Raw genomic sequence first — 17024 nt, forward strand, 5'->3', positions numbered from 1 at the left:
CTGTGAGGCGAACGGGTGCGCAATGGTCCGGTGCCGGATCATGATTGGATCACGACGCCCCGTCCGCTCATGCCCCCGAGCTTCATCGGGAACAGGGCCAATTTCCGCCATTAACGTTAAGATCGGGTGAACCGTTGGGATAATTTAAGCAGAATTCAGACCGTTTTCATCGCCCGACGCAGTTCTTCGACCAGCAGCGTCTCGGACATGCCAGAGTCGATCGCCAGCCGCCGCAACCCGAAATGCACATGGGCCATTTTCTGATAGTAGCTGGTATAAGCGTAATTCGTCGCCGCTCCCGCAGCCGCCCCAAGGATCGGCACGGTCTGCGCGGCAAGCTTCTGGCCCAGCACGGTCGCAAGCTTGGGCGCCACGGATTTCATGATCCCGTGCACCGCCGTCCCCGTCAGCGTCACCCTTGTGGTCAGGAACGCCATGTTCGCCCCGTCATCATCGGCCAAGGGTCCGGCACTTGCGAACACGGTCAGGCAATCGGCCAGCACGTCGGGATCGTTCGGATCAAACTGATATTCCGCCGCAATGCCCTGAATCGCACGCAAAAGCACCGTGGTCGTCACAGGCAGTTCCGCAAGCGCCGTCGGCAAACCGCCAGCGCCGCCAACGGCCCCCATCGCCGTGGTGACCGCCGTGTTGAGCCAGCCCTTCTGGTCCGGCACCACGCCGCGCGATTGCCTTGCGGCCTGCAGCGCGACCCTCAAAGCGCGCTCCGTCGCGCCCTCCAGACCCAGTTTCACCGGCTGCGGCAACCGTTCGAGCAGGTTTTCGGCCCGCCCTCCGATCATGTTGAGCACCTGCAGGCCAACTCCCCCGGCGGCCTTGTGGCGGCGGGCCAACGAAGCGATGGCAGTCTGGGTGTCCTGAGGCACGAGATCGGTTCCTGTCATACCGTACAATTGGGGACATGTGCCGTACGGTTCAAGCGTCCCGCTGCACAACACCTTCAACGCCGTCCCACGCGCCCGGCTCCAGCTCCAATGCCAGAACCCGGTCCGGGTTGGTGGGCGGTGGCATCTCGACCCCGTCGATCTTCCAGAACCCGAACCGCTTGTAGTAGGGCGCATCCCCCACCAGGAGCACCCGCGCCCAGCCTTCGCTCTGCGCTTGGTCCAGACTGTCGCGGATGAGCGCACCACCCAGCCCCTCACCCTGCGCGGTGGGGTGTACGGCCACCGGCCCCAAGAGCAGAACCCTCTGCCCTGCGACCCGCACAGGCCAGTACCGGATGGCGCCGCCCACGATCCCCTGCTCGTCCCGCGCCACCCGGCTGAGGCTCGCCACCGGCGGGATGCCATCCCGCAACCGGTAGGATGACAGCGCCTCGCGTCCCGGTGCGAAACACAGGTCGTAGAGGGCTTCGACCTCCCACCAGTCGCCTTTGGTTTCCGGTCTCAGGGTGAACATAAAACCGCTCTTCGTTGACGTGCGGCACACCCCCGTGCATTCCGCTGCGAAACGGCCTATCACGCTGGAAAACAATCGGCAAACAGGGAGCTTGCCCTTATGTTCTACCGCCCCGAAGACGGCCACGGCCTGCCGCACAACCCGTTCAACGCCATCGTGACCCCCCGCCCCATCGGCTGGATCTCGACCCGTGGCAGCGACGGGCAGGACAATCTTGCGCCCTATTCCTTCTTCAATGCCGTGGCCTACGTCCCGCCGCAGGTGATGTTCGCTTCCACTTCCGCCAAACCGGATCGCGGCGACACCAAGGACAGCGTGGCCCAGATCCGCGACACCGGTGTCTTCGCCGTCAACATCGTCGAATACGCCATGCGCGACGCGATGAATCAGACCTCGGGCGCATGGGACCGCGATGTGGACGAATTCGCGCATGCGGGCATCGACAAAGCCGAATGCGACACGATCAACTGCCCCCGCGTGGAGGGTGCGCCCGCCACGCTGGAATGCAAACTGACCCAGATCGTCAAACTGCCCGGAGAGGCCAATTTCGCCGTCTTCGGCGAAGTCACAGGCGTTCACATGCGCGACGATTGCATCGTGGATGGCGAATTCGACGTGCTGCGTTTCAACCCGCTGACGCGCATGGGTTACCGCGATTATTCGGTGATCCACGAAAAGTTCAGCCTGAAGCGCCCCGGAGAATAGGTCACGTCTTGCATACCCGGGGCTCCGCCCATTCTCACCTCAAACCATCCCCCGGATGGTTTGTGTGCCAGAGGCACAACCGGTTCGAATTGTTTCGCGCGCGAAACATTGGGTCCGATCCGGTCTTTTAGCAAAAGGTTTACACGATATGCCCGCCAAACGTCTGCTGACCGAATTCGGCATGGGGTCTTCCTTGCGCCGACAGGATTATACCGAAGCCGCCGCGCGGGCTGTGCGGGATGCTCTGTGGCACAATTCGATCAACCTTGCGGAGCTTTACGGCAAGGACAAATCCGACATGCAGATCACCGTCGAGGTCGGCGTCCAGAACCCCGACGCGCTCGACACCGACACAATCGCAGCGATCTTCCCTTATGGCCAAGTCGCTGTAATTGCCCGCAAAGGCGGGCTGGACGTGCCGCGCACCGATGGCGGAAAGCCGACCGTGATCGCCAATGTCGCGATCTCGGTCGCACTCGATCTGGAGGGCGTGGCATGAGCGACCAGCGGTTCATCATCGAAATGGGCATGGGCAACGACCAATACGGCATGGACTACACCAAGGCCGCCGCCCGCGCGATCGAAGACGCGATCCGCCATTCCTCGATCCCGCTTTTTGACGCCACCGGCCTGCCGCACGACCAGATGCGGGTGCAAGTGACGGTGGGCGTGGCCGAGCCCGACAAGGTGGATTGCGCGGAACTGGCGAAGGGCCTGCCCCGAGGCCGCGCCACGGTGACGGCCGTTGAGGGTGGCCTGAACGTCACCAACCCCGACAGCGGCTCCACCTTGGTGATCGCCACTGCAGCGGTCGAGGCCTTTTTGCCGCGTCAGGGCTGACCGCTCTTGATGCAGTGGGTCCACGCTGCAAGACTGCGCTGAACCGGATCGGAGGCGCATATGGCAAGCCGCAAACTGGGTGTGATCGGCGGATCGGGGCTTTATGCCGTGGACGGGTTGCAGGACGCCGCATGGCACACCGTAGACACCCCATGGGGCGCACCTTCGGATCAGCTTTACTGCGGTACGCTGGACGGTCTCGAGATCGTGTTCCTGCCCCGTCACGGGCGCGGCCATGTGCACAGCCCGTCCGACGTGCCTTACCGCGCTAATATCGACGCGCTGAAACGGCTGGGCTTGACGGACGTGATCAGCGTCAGCGCCTGCGGATCGTTCCGTGAAGAGATGGCGCCAGGTGATTTCGTCATCGTCGACCAGTTCATCGACCGCACATTTGCCCGGCCAAAAAGCTTCTTTGGCACCGGCTGTGTGGCGCATGTGTCGGTCGCCCACCCGGTCTGCGGCGAGCTCGGCAAAACCTGTGCACAGGCCGCGCGACAGGCCGGGGTCACGGTGCATGAGGGCGGCACCTATCTTGCGATGGAAGGGCCGCAATTCTCGACGCTCGCGGAGTCCAACCTCTACCGCGATCAATGGGGCTGTTCGGTGATCGGCATGACCAACATGCCCGAGGCGAAACTCGCCCGTGAGGCAGAGCTGTGTTATGCCAGCGTCGCGATGGTCACCGATTATGACTGCTGGCACCCCGGCCATGACGCAGTCGAGGTGACCGACATCATCCGCGTGCTGACCGGCAATGCCGACGCCGCGCGGCGGATGATCAAGGCCCTGCCCGCGCTGTTGGGCACCGACCGGCCCGCCTGCCCCCAAGGCTGCGACACCGCGCTGGAACACGCGCTGATCACCGCGCCCGAGGCCCGCGACCCGGAGATGATCAAAAAGCTGGACGCGGTTGCAGGACGCGTGCTTTCTGGGCGCACATGATCCAAGGCTGACCCGATATGAGCATCGACCTCTGGCTGACCTTTGTCGCCGCCTCGACCGCGCTGCTGCTGATCCCCGGCCCCACCGTTCTGCTGGTGCTGTCCTACGCGCTGAGCCAGGGCAAGCGCGTGGCCATCGCCTCGGCCAGTGGTGTCGCCCTGGGCGATTTCATCGCCATGAGCCTCTCGCTCGCCGGGCTGGGCGCGCTGGTGCTGGCCTCGGCCACGCTTTTCACCGTGCTGAAGTGGGTGGGTGCCATCTACCTTGTGTATCTCGGCATCAAACTTCTGCGCTCCGCTCCCGGTGCCGCTCTTCCGGTGACGGATCAGAGTGTCGCAGCGCGATCGGTCTTTGCCCATGCCGCCCTCGTCACGGCACTGAACCCCAAATCCATTGCGTTCTTCATCGCCTTCGTGCCGCAGTTCATCACGCCTGATGCGCCTCTCCTGCCGCAATTCGCCATACTCATCGCCACCTTCGTCACGCTCGCCGCTCTCAACGCCTTTGCCTATGCGCTGGCCGCCGACCGGCTGCGTGGCTGGATCGGACGCGAGAGCGTCATCGGCTGGCTGACCCGCGCCGGAGGGGCCACCCTGATCGCCATGGGGGCGCTGACCGCCCTTGCCCGCCGCACAAACTGAGACCGACATGACCAAGACCACAAAGACCGTCAAAGACTACATCCGTACCATCGTCGATTTCCCGCATGAAGGGATCATGTTCCGCGATGTGACCACGCTCTTCGCTGATGCGCGCGGCTTCCGTATGGCCATCGACCAGTTGCTGCACCCCTATGCGGGTGTGCGCTTCGACAAGGTGGTGGGGCTCGAGGCGCGCGGCTTCATCCTTGGAGGTGCGATTGCACACCAGCTTTCGGTCGGCTTCGTCCCGGTGCGCAAGAAGGGCAAGCTGCCCGGTGCGGTGATTTCGGAAGAGTACACGCTTGAATATGGCGAGGCGGTGGTCGAGATCCACGATGACGCCATCCAGCCGGGCGAAAAGATCCTGCTGGTCGACGATCTGCTCGCTACAGGTGGGACGGCGGAAGCCGGGCTGAAACTGATCGAACGGCTGGGCGGCGAGGTGATCGGCTGCGCCTTCATCATTGACCTGCCCGATCTGGGTGGTCGCAAGAAGCTCGAGGCGATGGGCATGGACGTGCACGCGCTCTGCGCATTCGAAGGTCTTTGACCCCGCCCCCTGCTTCTTCTTTTTCCAAATATGCTGGGGGTTTGGGGGTGAAACCCCCAAGGCCGAAGGTCAAAGCCAGCGCTGCCCTTGACGAAAAAGGGCGCACTCTTTCGAAGGAGTGCGCCCGAATTTTTTGAAAATTCGGTCCCGCCTCAGACGAGGGTGGCCTCGGTTGCGGCCCGTAGCTCATCCTCGGTCACGCCATCCGCAACCTCGACGATCTTAAGACCGCCCTCGACCACATCGAGCACGCCAAGATTGGTGATGATGCGGTTGACCACGCCGGCTCCGGTCAGCGGCAGGGTGCATTCCTTGAGCACCTTGCTGTCTCCGTGCTTGTTCGTGTGGTCCATCACCACGATCACCCGACCCACGCCAGCCACAAGGTCCATCGCGCCGCCCATGCCCTTCACGAGCTTGCCCGGGATCATCCAGTTCGCCAGATCGCCGTTCTCCGCCACTTCCATCGCGCCCAGGATCGCCATGGCGATCTTTCCGCCGCGGATCATGCCGAAGGAGGTGGCACTGTCGAAATAGCTGGTGTGCGGCAGTTCGGTGATCGTCTGCTTGCCCGCGTTGATCAGGTCAGGATCTTCCTCACCCTCATAGGGGAACGGACCCATGCCCAGCATCCCGTTCTCCGACTGCAGAGTGACGGTCATGCCCTCGGGAATGTAGTTCGATACGAGCGTCGGGATGCCGATCCCAAGGTTGACATACATGCCATCCTGCAGCTCCTGCGCCGCGCGCGCCGCCATCTGGTTGCGATCCCATGCCATAGTGGTCTTCCCTTCGTTAATCGTCAGAACCGCATGCTGCGGCGTTATCCCTTGAAGTCCGTAAAACCGACGGGGACGTCGATCATGATCACCGTACCGGCCGCACCGCGCACGACGTTGAGCGTTCCGTCCAGACCGTCGAGCAAGGACGAGACCAGGCGACCGCCAACGGAATCGGCGGACGGAAAAGTCATCTTGCGGGGAATTCCCACGCCGTCATCCGAGATCGTCATACGCAATCCACCGGCGGCCAGCCGATTGACCCGCAATTCGAGATAGCCCTGATCCAGCCCGTCGAACGCATGCTGGAACGCGTTCGACACCAGTTCGAAGGTGATCAGCGCCATGCGGATTGCCGTGTCGAGATTCACCTCAAGCGGTTCGATCAGGGACACGAACCGCACGCCGGGTCGGCCTTCGTTATGGGCGATGGTGTGCGAAATCCGCGACAGCAGCGACCCAAGATCGATCCCGTCCCGGTTCCACTGTTCGTCCGCGAGCTTCATCTCTTCGTAGACGAATTGCAGACATTCCAGCCGCCGGGGCAGCAGGTCGAGCATCCGCAGACGCCGTTTGTTGGCTTCGGGCGAAAGCGAGCCGTTCTCGTCGGCATTGTCGACGAGAGAGCTGACGATGAGTCCGAGATCCTGGTTGACCCGCGAACAGACGGTGTCGAGATGCAGACGCGTTGCCTCGGACGCGCGGTCCTTTTCATCGTCGCGCAGTTCTTTCTGGATACCCAGAAAGTAGACAGGCTTGCCGGATCCGTCATTGATCGGCGCAATCAGCAGCCGGTTCATGAACGCCTCGCCCGTGGCGCGATAATTCAGGATATCGACGCTGACATCCTCGCCGGCCTCGATGGCGCTGCGGATCATCTCGACCGCCTTGGGATCCGTATCCGGCCCCTGCAGAAAGCGGCAATTCCGACCGATCACGCGCGAGCGTTGATAGCCGGTGGTCCGTTCGAACGCGTCGTTGATGTAGACGATCGGGTTGTCGTCGGAGTTCGGGTTGGTGATCACCATGGCGACGCTCAGCCGGGAAAAGCCGGCCAAGGCCTGGCTGTCATCCAGGACCGAGGTCAGTTTTGGTTTCTCGACAGATCGTTCCACGGCGATACGGTGCGTCCCTACGTCAGGCTGCCGGCCTTGGGCGTGTCGTACGCTGTTCGATGCGCTTTTCATGCTCGCCCTGAATGATGCGGTGCACATAGATGCCCGGCAGGTGAATGTGATCGGGATCAAGCTCGCCCGGCTGGACGATTTCCTCGACCTCCATGATGCAGACCTTGCCGCACATCGCGGCGGGCGGATTGAAGTTGCGCGCGGTCTTGCGGAAGATCGCGTTGCCTGTCGTGTCGGCCTTCCAGGCCTTGACGATGGAGAGATCGGCAAAGATGCCCTCTTCGAGGATATAGGTCTCCCCGTTGAAATCGCGGTGGTCCTTGCCTTCGGCGATCACGGTACCGACACCGGTCTTGGTGTAGAAGCCCGGGATGCCCGCGCCGCCAGCGCGCATGCGCTCGGCCAGGGTGCCCTGTGGGTTGAATTCCAGTTCCAGCTCGCCCGAGAGATACTGACGCATGAACTCCGCGTTCTCGCCCACATACGAGCTGATCATTTTCTTGACCTGACGGGTCTGCAGCAGAATGCCGATGCCGAAATCATCCACGCCTGCGTTGTTGGACGCGAAGGTCAGGTCCTTGACGCCGCTGTCGCGAATCGCGCTCAGAAGCAGCTCCGGAATGCCGCTCAGGCCAAACCCGCCTGCGGCAATCAGCATGCCGTCCTTCAGCACGCCATCAAGCGCCTCGGTGGCCGATCCGTAGACTTTCTGCATCGCGATATTCCCCCGCTGTTCAACGCCACGCTGTTTTGGCGTGTCACAGCCCCTAAGTCAACGCTGCGCGCAGCCACCTGCGGATGTGTCAACTTCGCACACCACTGATAAAGTTGACACTTTTTCGAACTCTCTCAACTGCCCGGATGCGGCGGTTCACAAGACCCGGTCAGGATTTCTTGGCGGCCGTTTTTTTCTTGGCTGCAGGCTTCTTCGCTGCGGCCTTTTTCTTGCCGCCGGATTTGGATGCCTTCTCGGCAATCAGCGCCAGCGCCATCTCCATTGTCACGGCATCGGGCGTGACATCCTTGGGCAAAGTCGCGTTGACCTTTTCCCATTTCACATAGGGCCCGTAACGTCCTTCCATCACCACGATCATGCCGCCGTCCTGCGGGTGTTCGCCAAGCTCCTTGAGCGGGGCTACAGCGGCACCGCGGCCACGACCGGGATTGGCGCGCTTTTCGGCAAGAAGTTCCACGGCGCGGTTCATGCCAATCTCGAAAACGTCCTGGAACTCCTTGAGGTTGACGTAGACCGGTTTCGATTCGTCAGGGAGCTGATGCATGATGAACGGGCCGAACCGCCCGAGGTTGGACTTCACTTCGCCGCCGTCCGGATGCATCCCCACGATGCGCGGCAGGGTCAGGAGCGTGACCGCTTTTTCAAGCGTGACATCATCGGGTGACCAGCCGGGCAGGAAATCGCCCTTGGCCTTGGGCAGGCTGGCGCGGGGTGGTTTCTTGTTCTCGGGCGTTGGCTCGCCCTTCTGGACATAGGGACCAAAGCGGCCGGACTTGAGCCAGATTTCCTCGCCCTCGTGTTCGCCGAGCACGCGTTCTTCGCCTTCGGCACCCTCGCCCGCGATGGGGCGGGTGTAGGTGCATTCGGGATAGTTTCCGCAGCCGACGAACCCGCCCGTGCGCGAGGTCTTCAGATGCAGCCGCCCCTGCCCGCATTTCGGACAGATACGCGGATCGCTGCCATCCTCGCGCGGCGGATAAAGCTGCGGCGCCAGCGCCTCGTCCAGCACGTCGAGAACTTCGGTGATCCGCAGGTCCGAGGTTTCCGAAATCGCGGCCGAGAAATCGCGCCAGAACTTGGCGAGCAGTTCCTTATAGTCGCCCTCACCCGCGCTCACATGGTCGAGCTCGTCCTCGAGCGCAGCGGTGAAATCGTATTCCACGTAGCGCTTGAAGAAATTGAGCAGGAAGATCGTCACGATCCGGCCCTTGTCCTCGGGGATCAGGCGGTTCTGATCCTTGCGGACATATTCGCGGTCCTGGATCGTGGTGATGATGCTGGCATAGGTCGACGGGCGGCCGATCCCAAGTTCTTCCATCTTCTTGACCAGCGTCGCCTCGGTATAGCGGGGCGGCGGCTGGGTGAAATGCTGGTCGGGCGTGATCCCGCGCTTTTCAGCCTTTTCGCCCTGCATGATCTGCGGCAGGCGCTTGTCGTCGTCATCGACCACGGCGTCATCGCGGCCTTCTTCATAGACGCGGAGGAACCCGTCAAACAGAACCACCTGCCCGGTTGCACGCAGGACGACCTGCCCATCGGCGCTGCCCACATCGACGGTGGTGCGTTCAAGACGTGCGGATTCCATCTGGCAGGCCAGCGTGCGCTTCCAGATCAGATCGTAGAGCTTGCGCTGGTCCGTATCGCTGATCTTGAGGCTGGCGGCATCCTTGGACATATCGGTTGGACGAATGCATTCGTGCGCTTCCTGCGCGTTCTTGGCCTTGTTCTTGTAGATGCGGGCCTGCGACGGAACGTATTCGGCGCCATAGCGGTCCTTGATCGCTGCGCGCGCCTGTTCGACGGCTTCCGGGGCCATGTCGATGCCATCGGTCCGCATATAGGTGATGTGCCCGGCCTCGTAGAGGCGCTGCGCTGCGTTCATACACTGGCGCGCGCCCATGCCGAACTTGCGGCTGGCCTCCTGCTGAAGCGTGGAGGTCATGAAGGGGGCCGACGGGTTGCGCGAGGCGGGTTTCGCCTCGACCGACTGAACGGTCAGGTCGCGGCTGGTGATGGCCTGAACGGCCAGTTCGGCCTGGGTTTCGTTCTCAAGGTCGTAACGATCCAGCTTCTTGCCCGCCAGAACGGTAAGCCGCGCCTCGTATTCCTGTCCGCGCGGGGTCGAGAGCAGTGCCTTGACCGACCAGTATTCGCGTGGCCGGAAGGCTTCGATTTCCATCTCGCGTTCGACGATGAGCCGCAGGCAGACGGACTGCACGCGCCCTGCGCTGCGCGCGCCGGGCAGTTTGCGCCAAAGCACCGGCGAGAGGTTGAAACCCACCAGATAGTCAAGCGCACGGCGCGCGAGATAGGCCTCGACCAGCGGCGCGTCGATGTCGCGTGGATTGGCCATTGCTTCGGTCACAGCGGCCTTGGTGATGGCGTTGAAGGTGACGCGCTTGACGTCGGTCGTCTTCTTGATCGACCGCCGCTTGGTCAGCGCTTCCTTCAGGTGCCATGAGATCGCTTCGCCTTCGCGATCAGGGTCGGTTGCGAGGATCAGCGCATCGTCGTTCTTGAGAGCATCGGCAATGGCAGCGACGTGCTTTCGCGAGTCGGCGGCGACCTCCCACTTCATGTCAAAGCCGTTTTCGGTGTCGACCGATCCGTCCTTGGGCGGCAGGTCGCGCACATGGCCGTAGGATGCCAGAACGGTGTAGTCAGACCCCAGATACTTGTTGATCGTTTTGGCTTTTGCCGGGGATTCGACAACGACAACTGGCATGTAATGAAGACCTCTCTGACCGTTCCAAGACATCCTTGGGTGTTCCGCATATGGCGGCGCAAGAGGTGGGGCGCAAGCGGGAATTGTCAATCGGGGCTGTGCTCAACCACCGCAGGACCGACGTACCGCAGCCGTCTTGGACCGCGAGTTTCGGACGGGATTTTCCTTGTAAGGAAAAATTCAAAAATTGGGAAATTTTTGGCGCGCCGGTCAGATGACACGCGAAATCAGGCCACCCGGTTGACGATGAATCCGGCCTGCAAGTTCGAGATCCGTCAGAGCTGGCGAAACGATCCGCGAGGACGTTCCGAGATCGCGGATCAGCTGATCCTCTCCCATCGGTGACGGGCCCAGCCGGTCGAGGATGGACTGGTGCAGCTGCGCGGTTTCGGCAAGCGACCGGTCCTGTGCCCGGGGCGCGTCCAGCGGCAACTGGGCGGGCACGGCAAGAGCAATCGGCGCCAGTGCTTCGATCACGTCTTCGGCGCTGCGGACAAGGCGGGCCCCGTCACGCAGGAGCATGTTGCACCCGCTGGCGCGGGCGTCGAACGGATGGCCGGGCACAGCCATTACCTCGCGCCCCTGATCGAGCGCGATACGCGCCGTGATCAGCGAGCCGGATTTTGCGGCTGCCTCGACCACGATCACCGCCCGGGCCATGCCGGAAATGATGCGGTTGCGGGCCGGAAAATGCCGCGCCTGTGGTTGCAGGCCCATCGGTTGCTCGCTGACCCGCGCCCCGCCCTGCGCAACGATGTCTTCGGCGAGTTTGGCGTTCTCGGACGGGTAAAGCACGTCGACTCCACCCCCGAAGACGGCGATCGTGCCGGTCTTGAGCGCGGCGACATGTGCTGCCGTGTCGATGCCCCGCGCGAGGCCCGAGGTGACGACAAACCCCGCGTTGCCCAGCCCTGCGGCAAGCGCACGGGCCATGCGGCCCCCAAGAGAGGATGCGTTCCGCGCACCCACCAGCGCGATCTGCGGCCTGGTCAGGATGTCAGTGCTGCCCATGACCCAGAGCATGGGGGGTGCATCGTCAAGATCGCACAGCGCCTCGGGATAGGCTGCGTCGCCGCGGCAGACAAGCTGGGCGCCGCAGTCGCGGCCCGCCCGGAGTTCCGCCTGAACCACGGCTTCGGGACACAGGCTGTAATCATCGACCCCGGCGGCACGGGCAATGTCGGGCAGATGGTCAAGCGCGGCGGACGCGCTGCCATAGTCGCCCATCAGCCGATAGAAGGTGCTGACCCCCACCCGGCGCGAGCGCAAGAGACGGAGCCAGTCAAACCTTTGGTCTTCCGTGGTGGGTGGGAGTAGGGGGTGAGTGGAAGAGTTCTGTTCCAAGGCCATCCTGCCTCCGTCCGCTTGCAGGAACAGGGATAGGCCTTCACTGGTTAATCAGTGGTGAACGCAGGCAGGGCGCGCAGGGAAAATGCGCGCCCCACTCGGTAAGCCACTGTTATCCAGACTTTCTTTTTTTACGTTTGAGCCCCGCCGACCGTGAGGCCTCCGATCATGACGGTGGGCTGACCCACCCCGACGGGCACCCATTGCCCCTGCTTGCCGCAATTGCCCATGCCCGGATCCAGCGCCATGTCATTGCCCAGCGCGCGAATCTGCTGGAGCGCGGTGGCCCCGTCACCGATGAGCGTCGCGCCTTTGACAGGTGCGCCAACCTTCCCATCCTTCACGCGATAGGCCTCGGTGCAGGAAAACACAAATTTGCCATTGGTGATGTCCACCTGCCCGCCGCCGAATCCCACGGCCCAAATGCCGTCCTTGAGATCGGCGACAATGTCCGACGGGTCGGCATCGCCACCCAGCATGTAGGTGTTGGTCATGCGCGGCATCGGGATATGCGCATAGCTCTCACGCCGCCCATTGCCGGTGGGGGCCACACCCATCAGCCGCGCGTTCTGGCGGTCCTGCATGTAGCCGACGAGTTTCCCATCCTCGATCAGCACGTTCTTGCCCGAGGGTGTGCCTTCGTCATCGACGGTGATCGAGCCACGGCGGTCGGGAATGGTTCCGTCGTCCAGAACGGTCACGCCCCTGGCAGCGACCTGCTGGCCCATCAGCCCGGCAAAGGCGGAACTGCCCTTGCGGTTGAAATCACCCTCGAGCCCGTGCCCCACGGCCTCGTGCAACAGAATACCTGGCCAGCCCGGCCCAAGCACGATGTCCATCACCCCGGCAGGGGCCGGAACCGCATCGAGATTAACCAGCGCGATGCGCAACGCCTCGCGGGCCTTGTCCTGCCAGTCCGCAGGGTCCAGCAACCCATCAAGCAGCACGCGCCCGCCGCCACCGGCCGTTCCCGATTCGCGGCGGCCGTTTTCTTCGACGATGACGCTCACATTGACGCGGGTCATGGGGCGGGTGTCGGACACCAGCGTGCCCTCGGGGCGCAGGATCGCCACTTCCTGCAAGGAGGCGGCAATCGTCGCGCTGACCTGAACCACGCGCGGATCAAGATCGCGGGCAAAGGCGTCAATCTCGCGCAATGTGTCCACCTTGACCGGAAAGCTGTGGCCCGCGATCGGATCCGCATCGGTGTAGAGCCGGGTGTTCGTCCCGGCTGGTTTGTCCGCCAGCGTGCCACCGCCCTCGCCCACGGCAAGCCGTGCAGTGTCCACCGCGCGTTTGATCGCCGATTCGGAGATGTCGGTGGAATGGGCATAGCCCGCCACCTCGCCGCGGACCGCGCGCAGGCCGAATCCTTCGGACGCGTCATAGCTGGCGGTTTTCACCCGGCCATCATCGAAGACCAGCACTTCGGACCGGCGTCGTTCGAGGAACAGCTCCCCATCGTCCGCCCCCGCCACGGCCTCTTTCAACAGCGCCAGCGCGCGGTCCTGATCAAGATGCGTGTCGAATGGTTGGAAAGACGTGTCGGTCATGAAACCCCCAGAGGTGTGATTTGATCCAGATCAAAGAAAGCGCGTTTTTGCCGCAAGCAAGCTTCTTTAACTGATGCTCAGAATATGGTTTTAACCGCTCCCAAGACAACGGGAGGATTGTGCCGGCTTCTGCCCGAGCGCGCCCGACCTTGCAATTGACAGAACACGCAACCGATCAGGGTAAGACATGCAACTCAAATCTTTGCTCTTGGGTCTGGCCACCAGCTTTGCCGCAGCTCCGGCGTTTGCCCAGCAGACGCTTGAAACAATCGGCTCTCCGGTGGACCGGGGAACAGGCTTTCAACCCGCGGCAACCGAACTGGCGCGCGACCTTCAGTGGCTGGACGGGATGATCCTCATTATCATCACCGCCATCGTGCTTTTCGTGACCGCACTGCTGGCCTTCTGCATCGTGCGCTACAACCGCCGTGCCAATCCGACCCCTTCCAGCTTTACCCACAACACCCCGCTCGAGATCGCGTGGACCGTTGGCCCGATCCTGATCCTGGTGTTCATCGGCGCGTTTTCGCTGCCGGTGCTGTTCAAGCAGCAGGAAATCCCCGAAGGCGACCTGACCATCAAGGTCACAGGCTACCAGTGGTACTGGGGCTATGAGTATATCGGCGAAGACCTGGCCTATGATGGCTACATGATCGGCTCGCCCTTCACCGGTGGCGACAACCGCATGACCCCCGAGGTCGAGGCGCAGCTCGTCGAAGCGGGTTACCGCAAGGAAGACTTCCTGCTGGCCACCGACACCGCCGTGGTCGTGCCCGTCGGCAAGACCGTCGTGATGCAGGTGACAGGCGCAGACGTGATCCACTCGTGGACCATCCCGGCCTTCGGCGTGAAGCAGGACGCGGTTCCGGGCCGTCTGGCAGAGCTGTGGTTCACCGCCGAGAAAGAAGGCGTGTATTTCGGCCAGTGCTCCGAGCTTTGCGGCCTTGCGCATGCCTATATGCCGATCACGGTCAAGGTCGTGAATCAGGCCACATATGACGCATGGCTGGAAGCTTCCAAGGCGGAAGGCGCATATGTGGATGTCCGCTCGGTTCTGACGAACTGAAGACACTCCGGCGCACGCGGCCCTCGCGTGCGCCTCACCGACCGGCCCCTACTGACCCAACGCAGTTGAGACACACGTGACCGATACAAGCATCAACACACAGTCGCATGTCGCCCAGAATGAGGCGCAGTTCAGCGATTATTTCGCGCTTCTCAAGCCGCGCGTGATGACGCTTGTCGTGTTCACCGCCTTTGTCGGGCTGCTGGCCGCACCGACCCCCGTGCACCCTTTCATCGGTTTCTGTGCGATCCTGTTCATCGCCATCGGTGGCGGAGCGTCCGGTGCGCTCAACATGTGGTGGGATGCCGATATCGACGCCGTGATGAAGCGCACCCAGCGCCGCCCGATCCCTGCGGGCAAGGTCACGGGCGACGAAGCCTTTGCCATCGGCATCGCCCTGTCGGCCTTTTCGGTTGTGTTCCTCGGCCTTGCGACCAACTGGGTCGCCGCTGGCCTGCTGGCTTTTACCATCTTCTTTTACGTCGTGATCTACACGATGTGGCTCAAGCGCTGGACCCCGCAGAACATCGTCATCGGTGGTGCGGCAGGCGCCTTCCCTCCGATGATCGGCTGGGCGGCGGCAACCGGCGGTGTGAGCGTTGAATCCGTGCTGATGTTCTGTCTGACCTTCATGTGGACCCCGCCGCATTTCTGGGCGCTGGCCCTGTTCATGCGCAAGGACTACGACAACGCGGACGTGCCGATGCTGACCGTGACCCACGGTCGCCGCGCGACGCGCAATCATATTCTGGGCTACACCATCCTGCTGGCCATCCTCGCGGTTGCGGCTGGCTTCACATCCATCGGCGGGCCGTTCTATATCGTGACTTCGGTGGTGCTGAACGCGATGTTCCTGATGGGCGCCTACCGCATCTGGCGCCGGGACGAGGATATGTCCGAAGAGGACAACTTCCTTGTCGAGCGCAAGTTCTTCAAACTGTCCCTGCTCTATCTCTTCGCCCATTTCGGCGCGATCCTGATCGAAGCGGGGCTCGACAAGATCGGAGTTTGGGCATGAGCCTGTCCAAGCAGCACGAACTTCACGAGCGCCGGTTCGGCCGCAACGTGGGCGTTGGTCTGGTTCTTGCCGGGCTGATCGCCATCGTGTTCGGCCTCACTGTCGTCAAAGTCACGCGCGGGGACTATGAGACCCCGGCAACAACATCGGTGAGCCAATGAAACCGCTTGATCCGAAGAAGAAGACCGCCCTTCAGGGTGCCGCCGTCGTCGTCTTCATGGGCGCACTGGCCTGGGCGTCGGTGCCGCTTTACGACTGGTTCTGCCGCGTGACCGGCTTTGGGGGCACAACGAATGTCGCCGAAGCAGGCAGCGTCGAGATTGTGGACCGCACCATCAAGGTTCGGTTCGATGCGTCGCTCGAACGCGGCATGCCGTGGGAATTCAAGCCGATGCAGCTCGAGGTGGAACTGCGCCTTGGCGAAGAGGGTCTGGCCTTCTATGAGGCCTACAACCCCACCGACCGCCCTATCGCGGGCACCGCAAGCTACAACGTCGCGCCTTACGGCGCTGGCCTCTATTTCTCGAAGATCGCGTGTTTCTGCTTTGAAGAGCAGATCCTGATGCCCGGTGAGCGGGTGGAAATGCCCGTCAGCTTTTTCGTTGACCCCGACATCATGAACGACACCGACGCGAAATTCGCGAAGCACATCACCCTGTCCTACACGTTCCACGAGATTGATCTGCCCGAAGAAACGCAGGCGATGCTCGACGCGGAACGGACCGACAGCGGTTCTCTGAACTAACGCCTATAGCCACGAGGGACCAAAATGGCGCACGCAAAAGATCATGACTATCACATCCTGAACCCCTCCGTCTGGCCGTTCATCGGCGCGGTGTCCGGGTTCGCGATGCTCTTCGGGGCGGTTCTGTGGATGCACGACAGTGGCCCCTGGCTGTTCCTGATCGGCCTTGTCGGCGTTCTTTACACCATGTTCGCATGGTGGTCCGACGTCGTGGCCGAAAGCCAGGTCGGCGATCACACCCCGGTGGTGCGCATCGGTCTGAAATATGGCTTCATCCTGTTCATCATGTCCGAAGTCATGTTCTTCGCGGCGTGGTTCTGGAGCTTCTTCAAGCACGCCATGTACCCGATGGGTCCGGACAGCCCGGCCATTGACGGTGTCTGGCCGCCGGTGGGAATCGAAACGTTTGACCCGTGGCACCTGCCGCTGATCAACACGCTGATCCTGCTCTGCTCGGGTGCCGCTGCCACATGGGCGCACCACGCCCTCGTGCACGAGAACAACCGTCAGGACATGAAGTGGGGTCTGATCATCGCCATCGCCCTAGGCTTCATCTTCACCCTGCTGCAAGCCTACGAATACAGCCACGCAGGCTTTGGCTTTGCCGGCAACATCTACGGTGCCAACTTCTTCATGGCGACCGGCTTCCACGGTGCACACGTCATCATCGGGACGATCTTCCTGTTCGTCTGTCTGATGCGTCTGACACGCGGTCACTTCAGCCCCGAGAAACACGTCGGGTTCGAAGCGGCGGCATGGTACTGGCACTTCGTGGACGTGGTCTGGCTCTTCCTTTTCGCAGCCGTCTACGTCTGGGGCCAGTAA

General features: G+C 62.4%; 19 protein-coding genes. 11 read left to right on the forward strand and 8 right to left on the reverse strand.

Annotated features, from left to right (window positions below):
• Positions 1-155: 155 nt before the first annotated feature.
• Positions 156-905, reverse strand: a complete 750-nt coding sequence (locus tag MRY75_RS17760) for an EcsC family protein (protein ID WP_292309340.1) — start codon at positions 903-905, stop codon at positions 156-158.
• Positions 906-936: 31 nt separating this feature from the next.
• Complete coding sequence (locus MRY75_RS17765; protein WP_292309341.1) at positions 937-1422, reverse strand: GNAT family N-acetyltransferase; 486 nt, start codon at positions 1420-1422, stop codon at positions 937-939.
• Between the two features lie 99 nt (positions 1423-1521).
• Here MRY75_RS17765 and MRY75_RS17770 point away from each other — a divergent pair, with 99 nt between their 5' ends.
• The 6 genes from MRY75_RS17770 to MRY75_RS17795 all read left to right on the forward strand — a co-directional run bounded on the left by MRY75_RS17770 (position 1522) and on the right by MRY75_RS17795 (position 5103).
• The gene (locus MRY75_RS17770; RefSeq protein WP_292309342.1) at positions 1522-2127 is read left to right on the forward strand and encodes a flavin reductase family protein; all 606 of its coding nucleotides are present in this window, start codon (positions 1522-1524) and stop codon (positions 2125-2127) included.
• A gap of 148 nt (positions 2128-2275) precedes the next feature.
• Entirely contained in the window at positions 2276-2626 is a 351-nt protein-coding gene (locus MRY75_RS17775; protein WP_292309343.1) for a Lin0512 family protein, read from the forward strand.
• On the forward strand, positions 2623-2967 hold the full coding sequence (locus tag MRY75_RS17780; RefSeq protein WP_292270941.1) for a Lin0512 family protein: 345 nt from the start codon (positions 2623-2625) through the stop codon (positions 2965-2967). Before MRY75_RS17775 ends, MRY75_RS17780 begins: the two co-directional genes overlap by 4 nt.
• A gap of 60 nt (positions 2968-3027) precedes the next feature.
• Positions 3028-3912, forward strand: a complete 885-nt coding sequence (locus MRY75_RS17785; protein WP_292309344.1) for an S-methyl-5'-thioadenosine phosphorylase — start codon at positions 3028-3030, stop codon at positions 3910-3912.
• Positions 3913-3929: 17 nt separating this feature from the next.
• Positions 3930-4553, forward strand: a complete 624-nt coding sequence (locus tag MRY75_RS17790; RefSeq protein ID WP_292309345.1) for a LysE family transporter — start codon at positions 3930-3932, stop codon at positions 4551-4553.
• A gap of 7 nt (positions 4554-4560) precedes the next feature.
• Positions 4561-5103: an adenine phosphoribosyltransferase gene (locus MRY75_RS17795; protein ID WP_292309346.1), complete on the forward strand. Its 543-nt coding sequence runs from the start codon at positions 4561-4563 to the stop codon at positions 5101-5103.
• A 152-nt stretch (positions 5104-5255) separates the two neighbouring features.
• Here the strand turns inward: MRY75_RS17795 and MRY75_RS17800 are convergent, their stop codons facing one another.
• The 6 genes from MRY75_RS17800 to tldD form a co-directional block, all read right to left on the reverse strand.
• On the reverse strand, positions 5256-5882 hold the full coding sequence (locus tag MRY75_RS17800; protein WP_292309347.1) for a CoA transferase subunit B: 627 nt from the start codon (positions 5880-5882) through the stop codon (positions 5256-5258).
• Between the two features lie 44 nt (positions 5883-5926).
• Positions 5927-6997, reverse strand: a complete 1071-nt coding sequence (locus MRY75_RS17805) for a PAS domain-containing protein (RefSeq protein WP_292309348.1) — start codon at positions 6995-6997, stop codon at positions 5927-5929.
• Between the two features lie 22 nt (positions 6998-7019).
• A complete protein-coding gene (locus MRY75_RS17810; protein ID WP_292309349.1) occupies positions 7020-7724 on the reverse strand; it encodes a CoA transferase subunit A in 705 nt (234 codons plus the stop codon).
• Between the two features lie 169 nt (positions 7725-7893).
• Positions 7894-10470: a type I DNA topoisomerase gene (gene topA, locus MRY75_RS17815; RefSeq protein ID WP_292309350.1), complete on the reverse strand. Its 2577-nt coding sequence runs from the start codon at positions 10468-10470 to the stop codon at positions 7894-7896.
• A gap of 210 nt (positions 10471-10680) precedes the next feature.
• Positions 10681-11820: a DNA-processing protein DprA gene (dprA, locus tag MRY75_RS17820; protein WP_292309351.1), complete on the reverse strand. Its 1140-nt coding sequence runs from the start codon at positions 11818-11820 to the stop codon at positions 10681-10683.
• A 128-nt stretch (positions 11821-11948) separates the two neighbouring features.
• A complete protein-coding gene (gene tldD / locus MRY75_RS17825; protein WP_292309352.1) occupies positions 11949-13370 on the reverse strand; it encodes a metalloprotease TldD in 1422 nt (473 codons plus the stop codon).
• Positions 13371-13557: 187 nt separating this feature from the next.
• On the opposite strand from tldD, the gene coxB reads away from it, so the two are divergent.
• From coxB to MRY75_RS17850, 5 genes are all read left to right on the forward strand, one after another.
• A complete protein-coding gene (gene coxB, locus MRY75_RS17830; protein ID WP_292309353.1) occupies positions 13558-14436 on the forward strand; it encodes a cytochrome c oxidase subunit II in 879 nt (292 codons plus the stop codon).
• Between the two features lie 76 nt (positions 14437-14512).
• On the forward strand, positions 14513-15454 hold the full coding sequence (gene cyoE, locus MRY75_RS17835) for a heme o synthase (RefSeq protein ID WP_292309354.1): 942 nt from the start codon (positions 14513-14515) through the stop codon (positions 15452-15454).
• Positions 15451-15615, forward strand: a complete 165-nt coding sequence (locus tag MRY75_RS17840; protein ID WP_292309355.1) for a hypothetical protein — start codon at positions 15451-15453, stop codon at positions 15613-15615. The genes cyoE and MRY75_RS17840 overlap by 4 nt, the downstream gene beginning before the upstream one ends.
• A complete protein-coding gene (locus tag MRY75_RS17845) occupies positions 15612-16199 on the forward strand; it encodes a cytochrome c oxidase assembly protein (RefSeq protein WP_292309356.1) in 588 nt (195 codons plus the stop codon). Before MRY75_RS17840 ends, MRY75_RS17845 begins: the two co-directional genes overlap by 4 nt.
• Positions 16200-16223: 24 nt before the next feature.
• The gene (locus tag MRY75_RS17850) at positions 16224-17024 is read left to right on the forward strand and encodes a cytochrome c oxidase subunit 3 (protein ID WP_292309357.1); all 801 of its coding nucleotides are present in this window, start codon (positions 16224-16226) and stop codon (positions 17022-17024) included.

Origin of the sequence: Marivita sp. (assembly GCF_022763305.1) — a bacterium.
Taxonomy (GTDB): domain Bacteria; phylum Pseudomonadota; class Alphaproteobacteria; order Rhodobacterales; family Rhodobacteraceae; genus Marivita.

Excerpts from the sequence above, each read along its gene's own strand:
- MRY75_RS17785 (WP_292309344.1), top strand. The coding sequence starts at position 3,028 with ATGGCAAGCCGCAAACTGGGTGTGATCGGCGGATCGGGGCTTTATGCC.
- MRY75_RS17795 (WP_292309346.1), top strand. The coding sequence starts at position 4,561 with ATGACCAAGACCACAAAGACCGTCAAAGACTACATCCGTACCATCGTC.
- MRY75_RS17810 (WP_292309349.1), bottom strand. The coding sequence starts at position 7,724 with ATGCAGAAAGTCTACGGATCGGCCACCGAGGCGCTTGATGGCGTGCTG.
- tldD (WP_292309352.1), bottom strand. The coding sequence starts at position 13,370 with ATGACCGACACGTCTTTCCAACCATTCGACACGCATCTTGATCAGGAC.
- topA (WP_292309350.1), bottom strand. The coding sequence starts at position 10,470 with ATGCCAGTTGTCGTTGTCGAATCCCCGGCAAAAGCCAAAACGATCAAC.
- dprA (WP_292309351.1), bottom strand. The coding sequence starts at position 11,820 with ATGGCCTTGGAACAGAACTCTTCCACTCACCCCCTACTCCCACCCACC.
- MRY75_RS17800 (WP_292309347.1), bottom strand. The coding sequence starts at position 5,882 with ATGGCATGGGATCGCAACCAGATGGCGGCGCGCGCGGCGCAGGAGCTG.
- MRY75_RS17790 (WP_292309345.1), top strand. The coding sequence starts at position 3,930 with ATGAGCATCGACCTCTGGCTGACCTTTGTCGCCGCCTCGACCGCGCTG.
- MRY75_RS17850 (WP_292309357.1), top strand. The coding sequence starts at position 16,224 with ATGGCGCACGCAAAAGATCATGACTATCACATCCTGAACCCCTCCGTC.
- MRY75_RS17845 (WP_292309356.1), top strand. The coding sequence starts at position 15,612 with ATGAAACCGCTTGATCCGAAGAAGAAGACCGCCCTTCAGGGTGCCGCC.
- MRY75_RS17760 (WP_292309340.1), bottom strand. The coding sequence starts at position 905 with ATGACAGGAACCGATCTCGTGCCTCAGGACACCCAGACTGCCATCGCT.
- coxB (WP_292309353.1), top strand. The coding sequence starts at position 13,558 with ATGCAACTCAAATCTTTGCTCTTGGGTCTGGCCACCAGCTTTGCCGCA.
- MRY75_RS17840 (WP_292309355.1), top strand. The coding sequence starts at position 15,451 with ATGAGCCTGTCCAAGCAGCACGAACTTCACGAGCGCCGGTTCGGCCGC.
- MRY75_RS17770 (WP_292309342.1), top strand. The coding sequence starts at position 1,522 with ATGTTCTACCGCCCCGAAGACGGCCACGGCCTGCCGCACAACCCGTTC.
- MRY75_RS17775 (WP_292309343.1), top strand. The coding sequence starts at position 2,276 with ATGCCCGCCAAACGTCTGCTGACCGAATTCGGCATGGGGTCTTCCTTG.
- MRY75_RS17780 (WP_292270941.1), top strand. The coding sequence starts at position 2,623 with ATGAGCGACCAGCGGTTCATCATCGAAATGGGCATGGGCAACGACCAA.
- MRY75_RS17765 (WP_292309341.1), bottom strand. The coding sequence starts at position 1,422 with ATGTTCACCCTGAGACCGGAAACCAAAGGCGACTGGTGGGAGGTCGAA.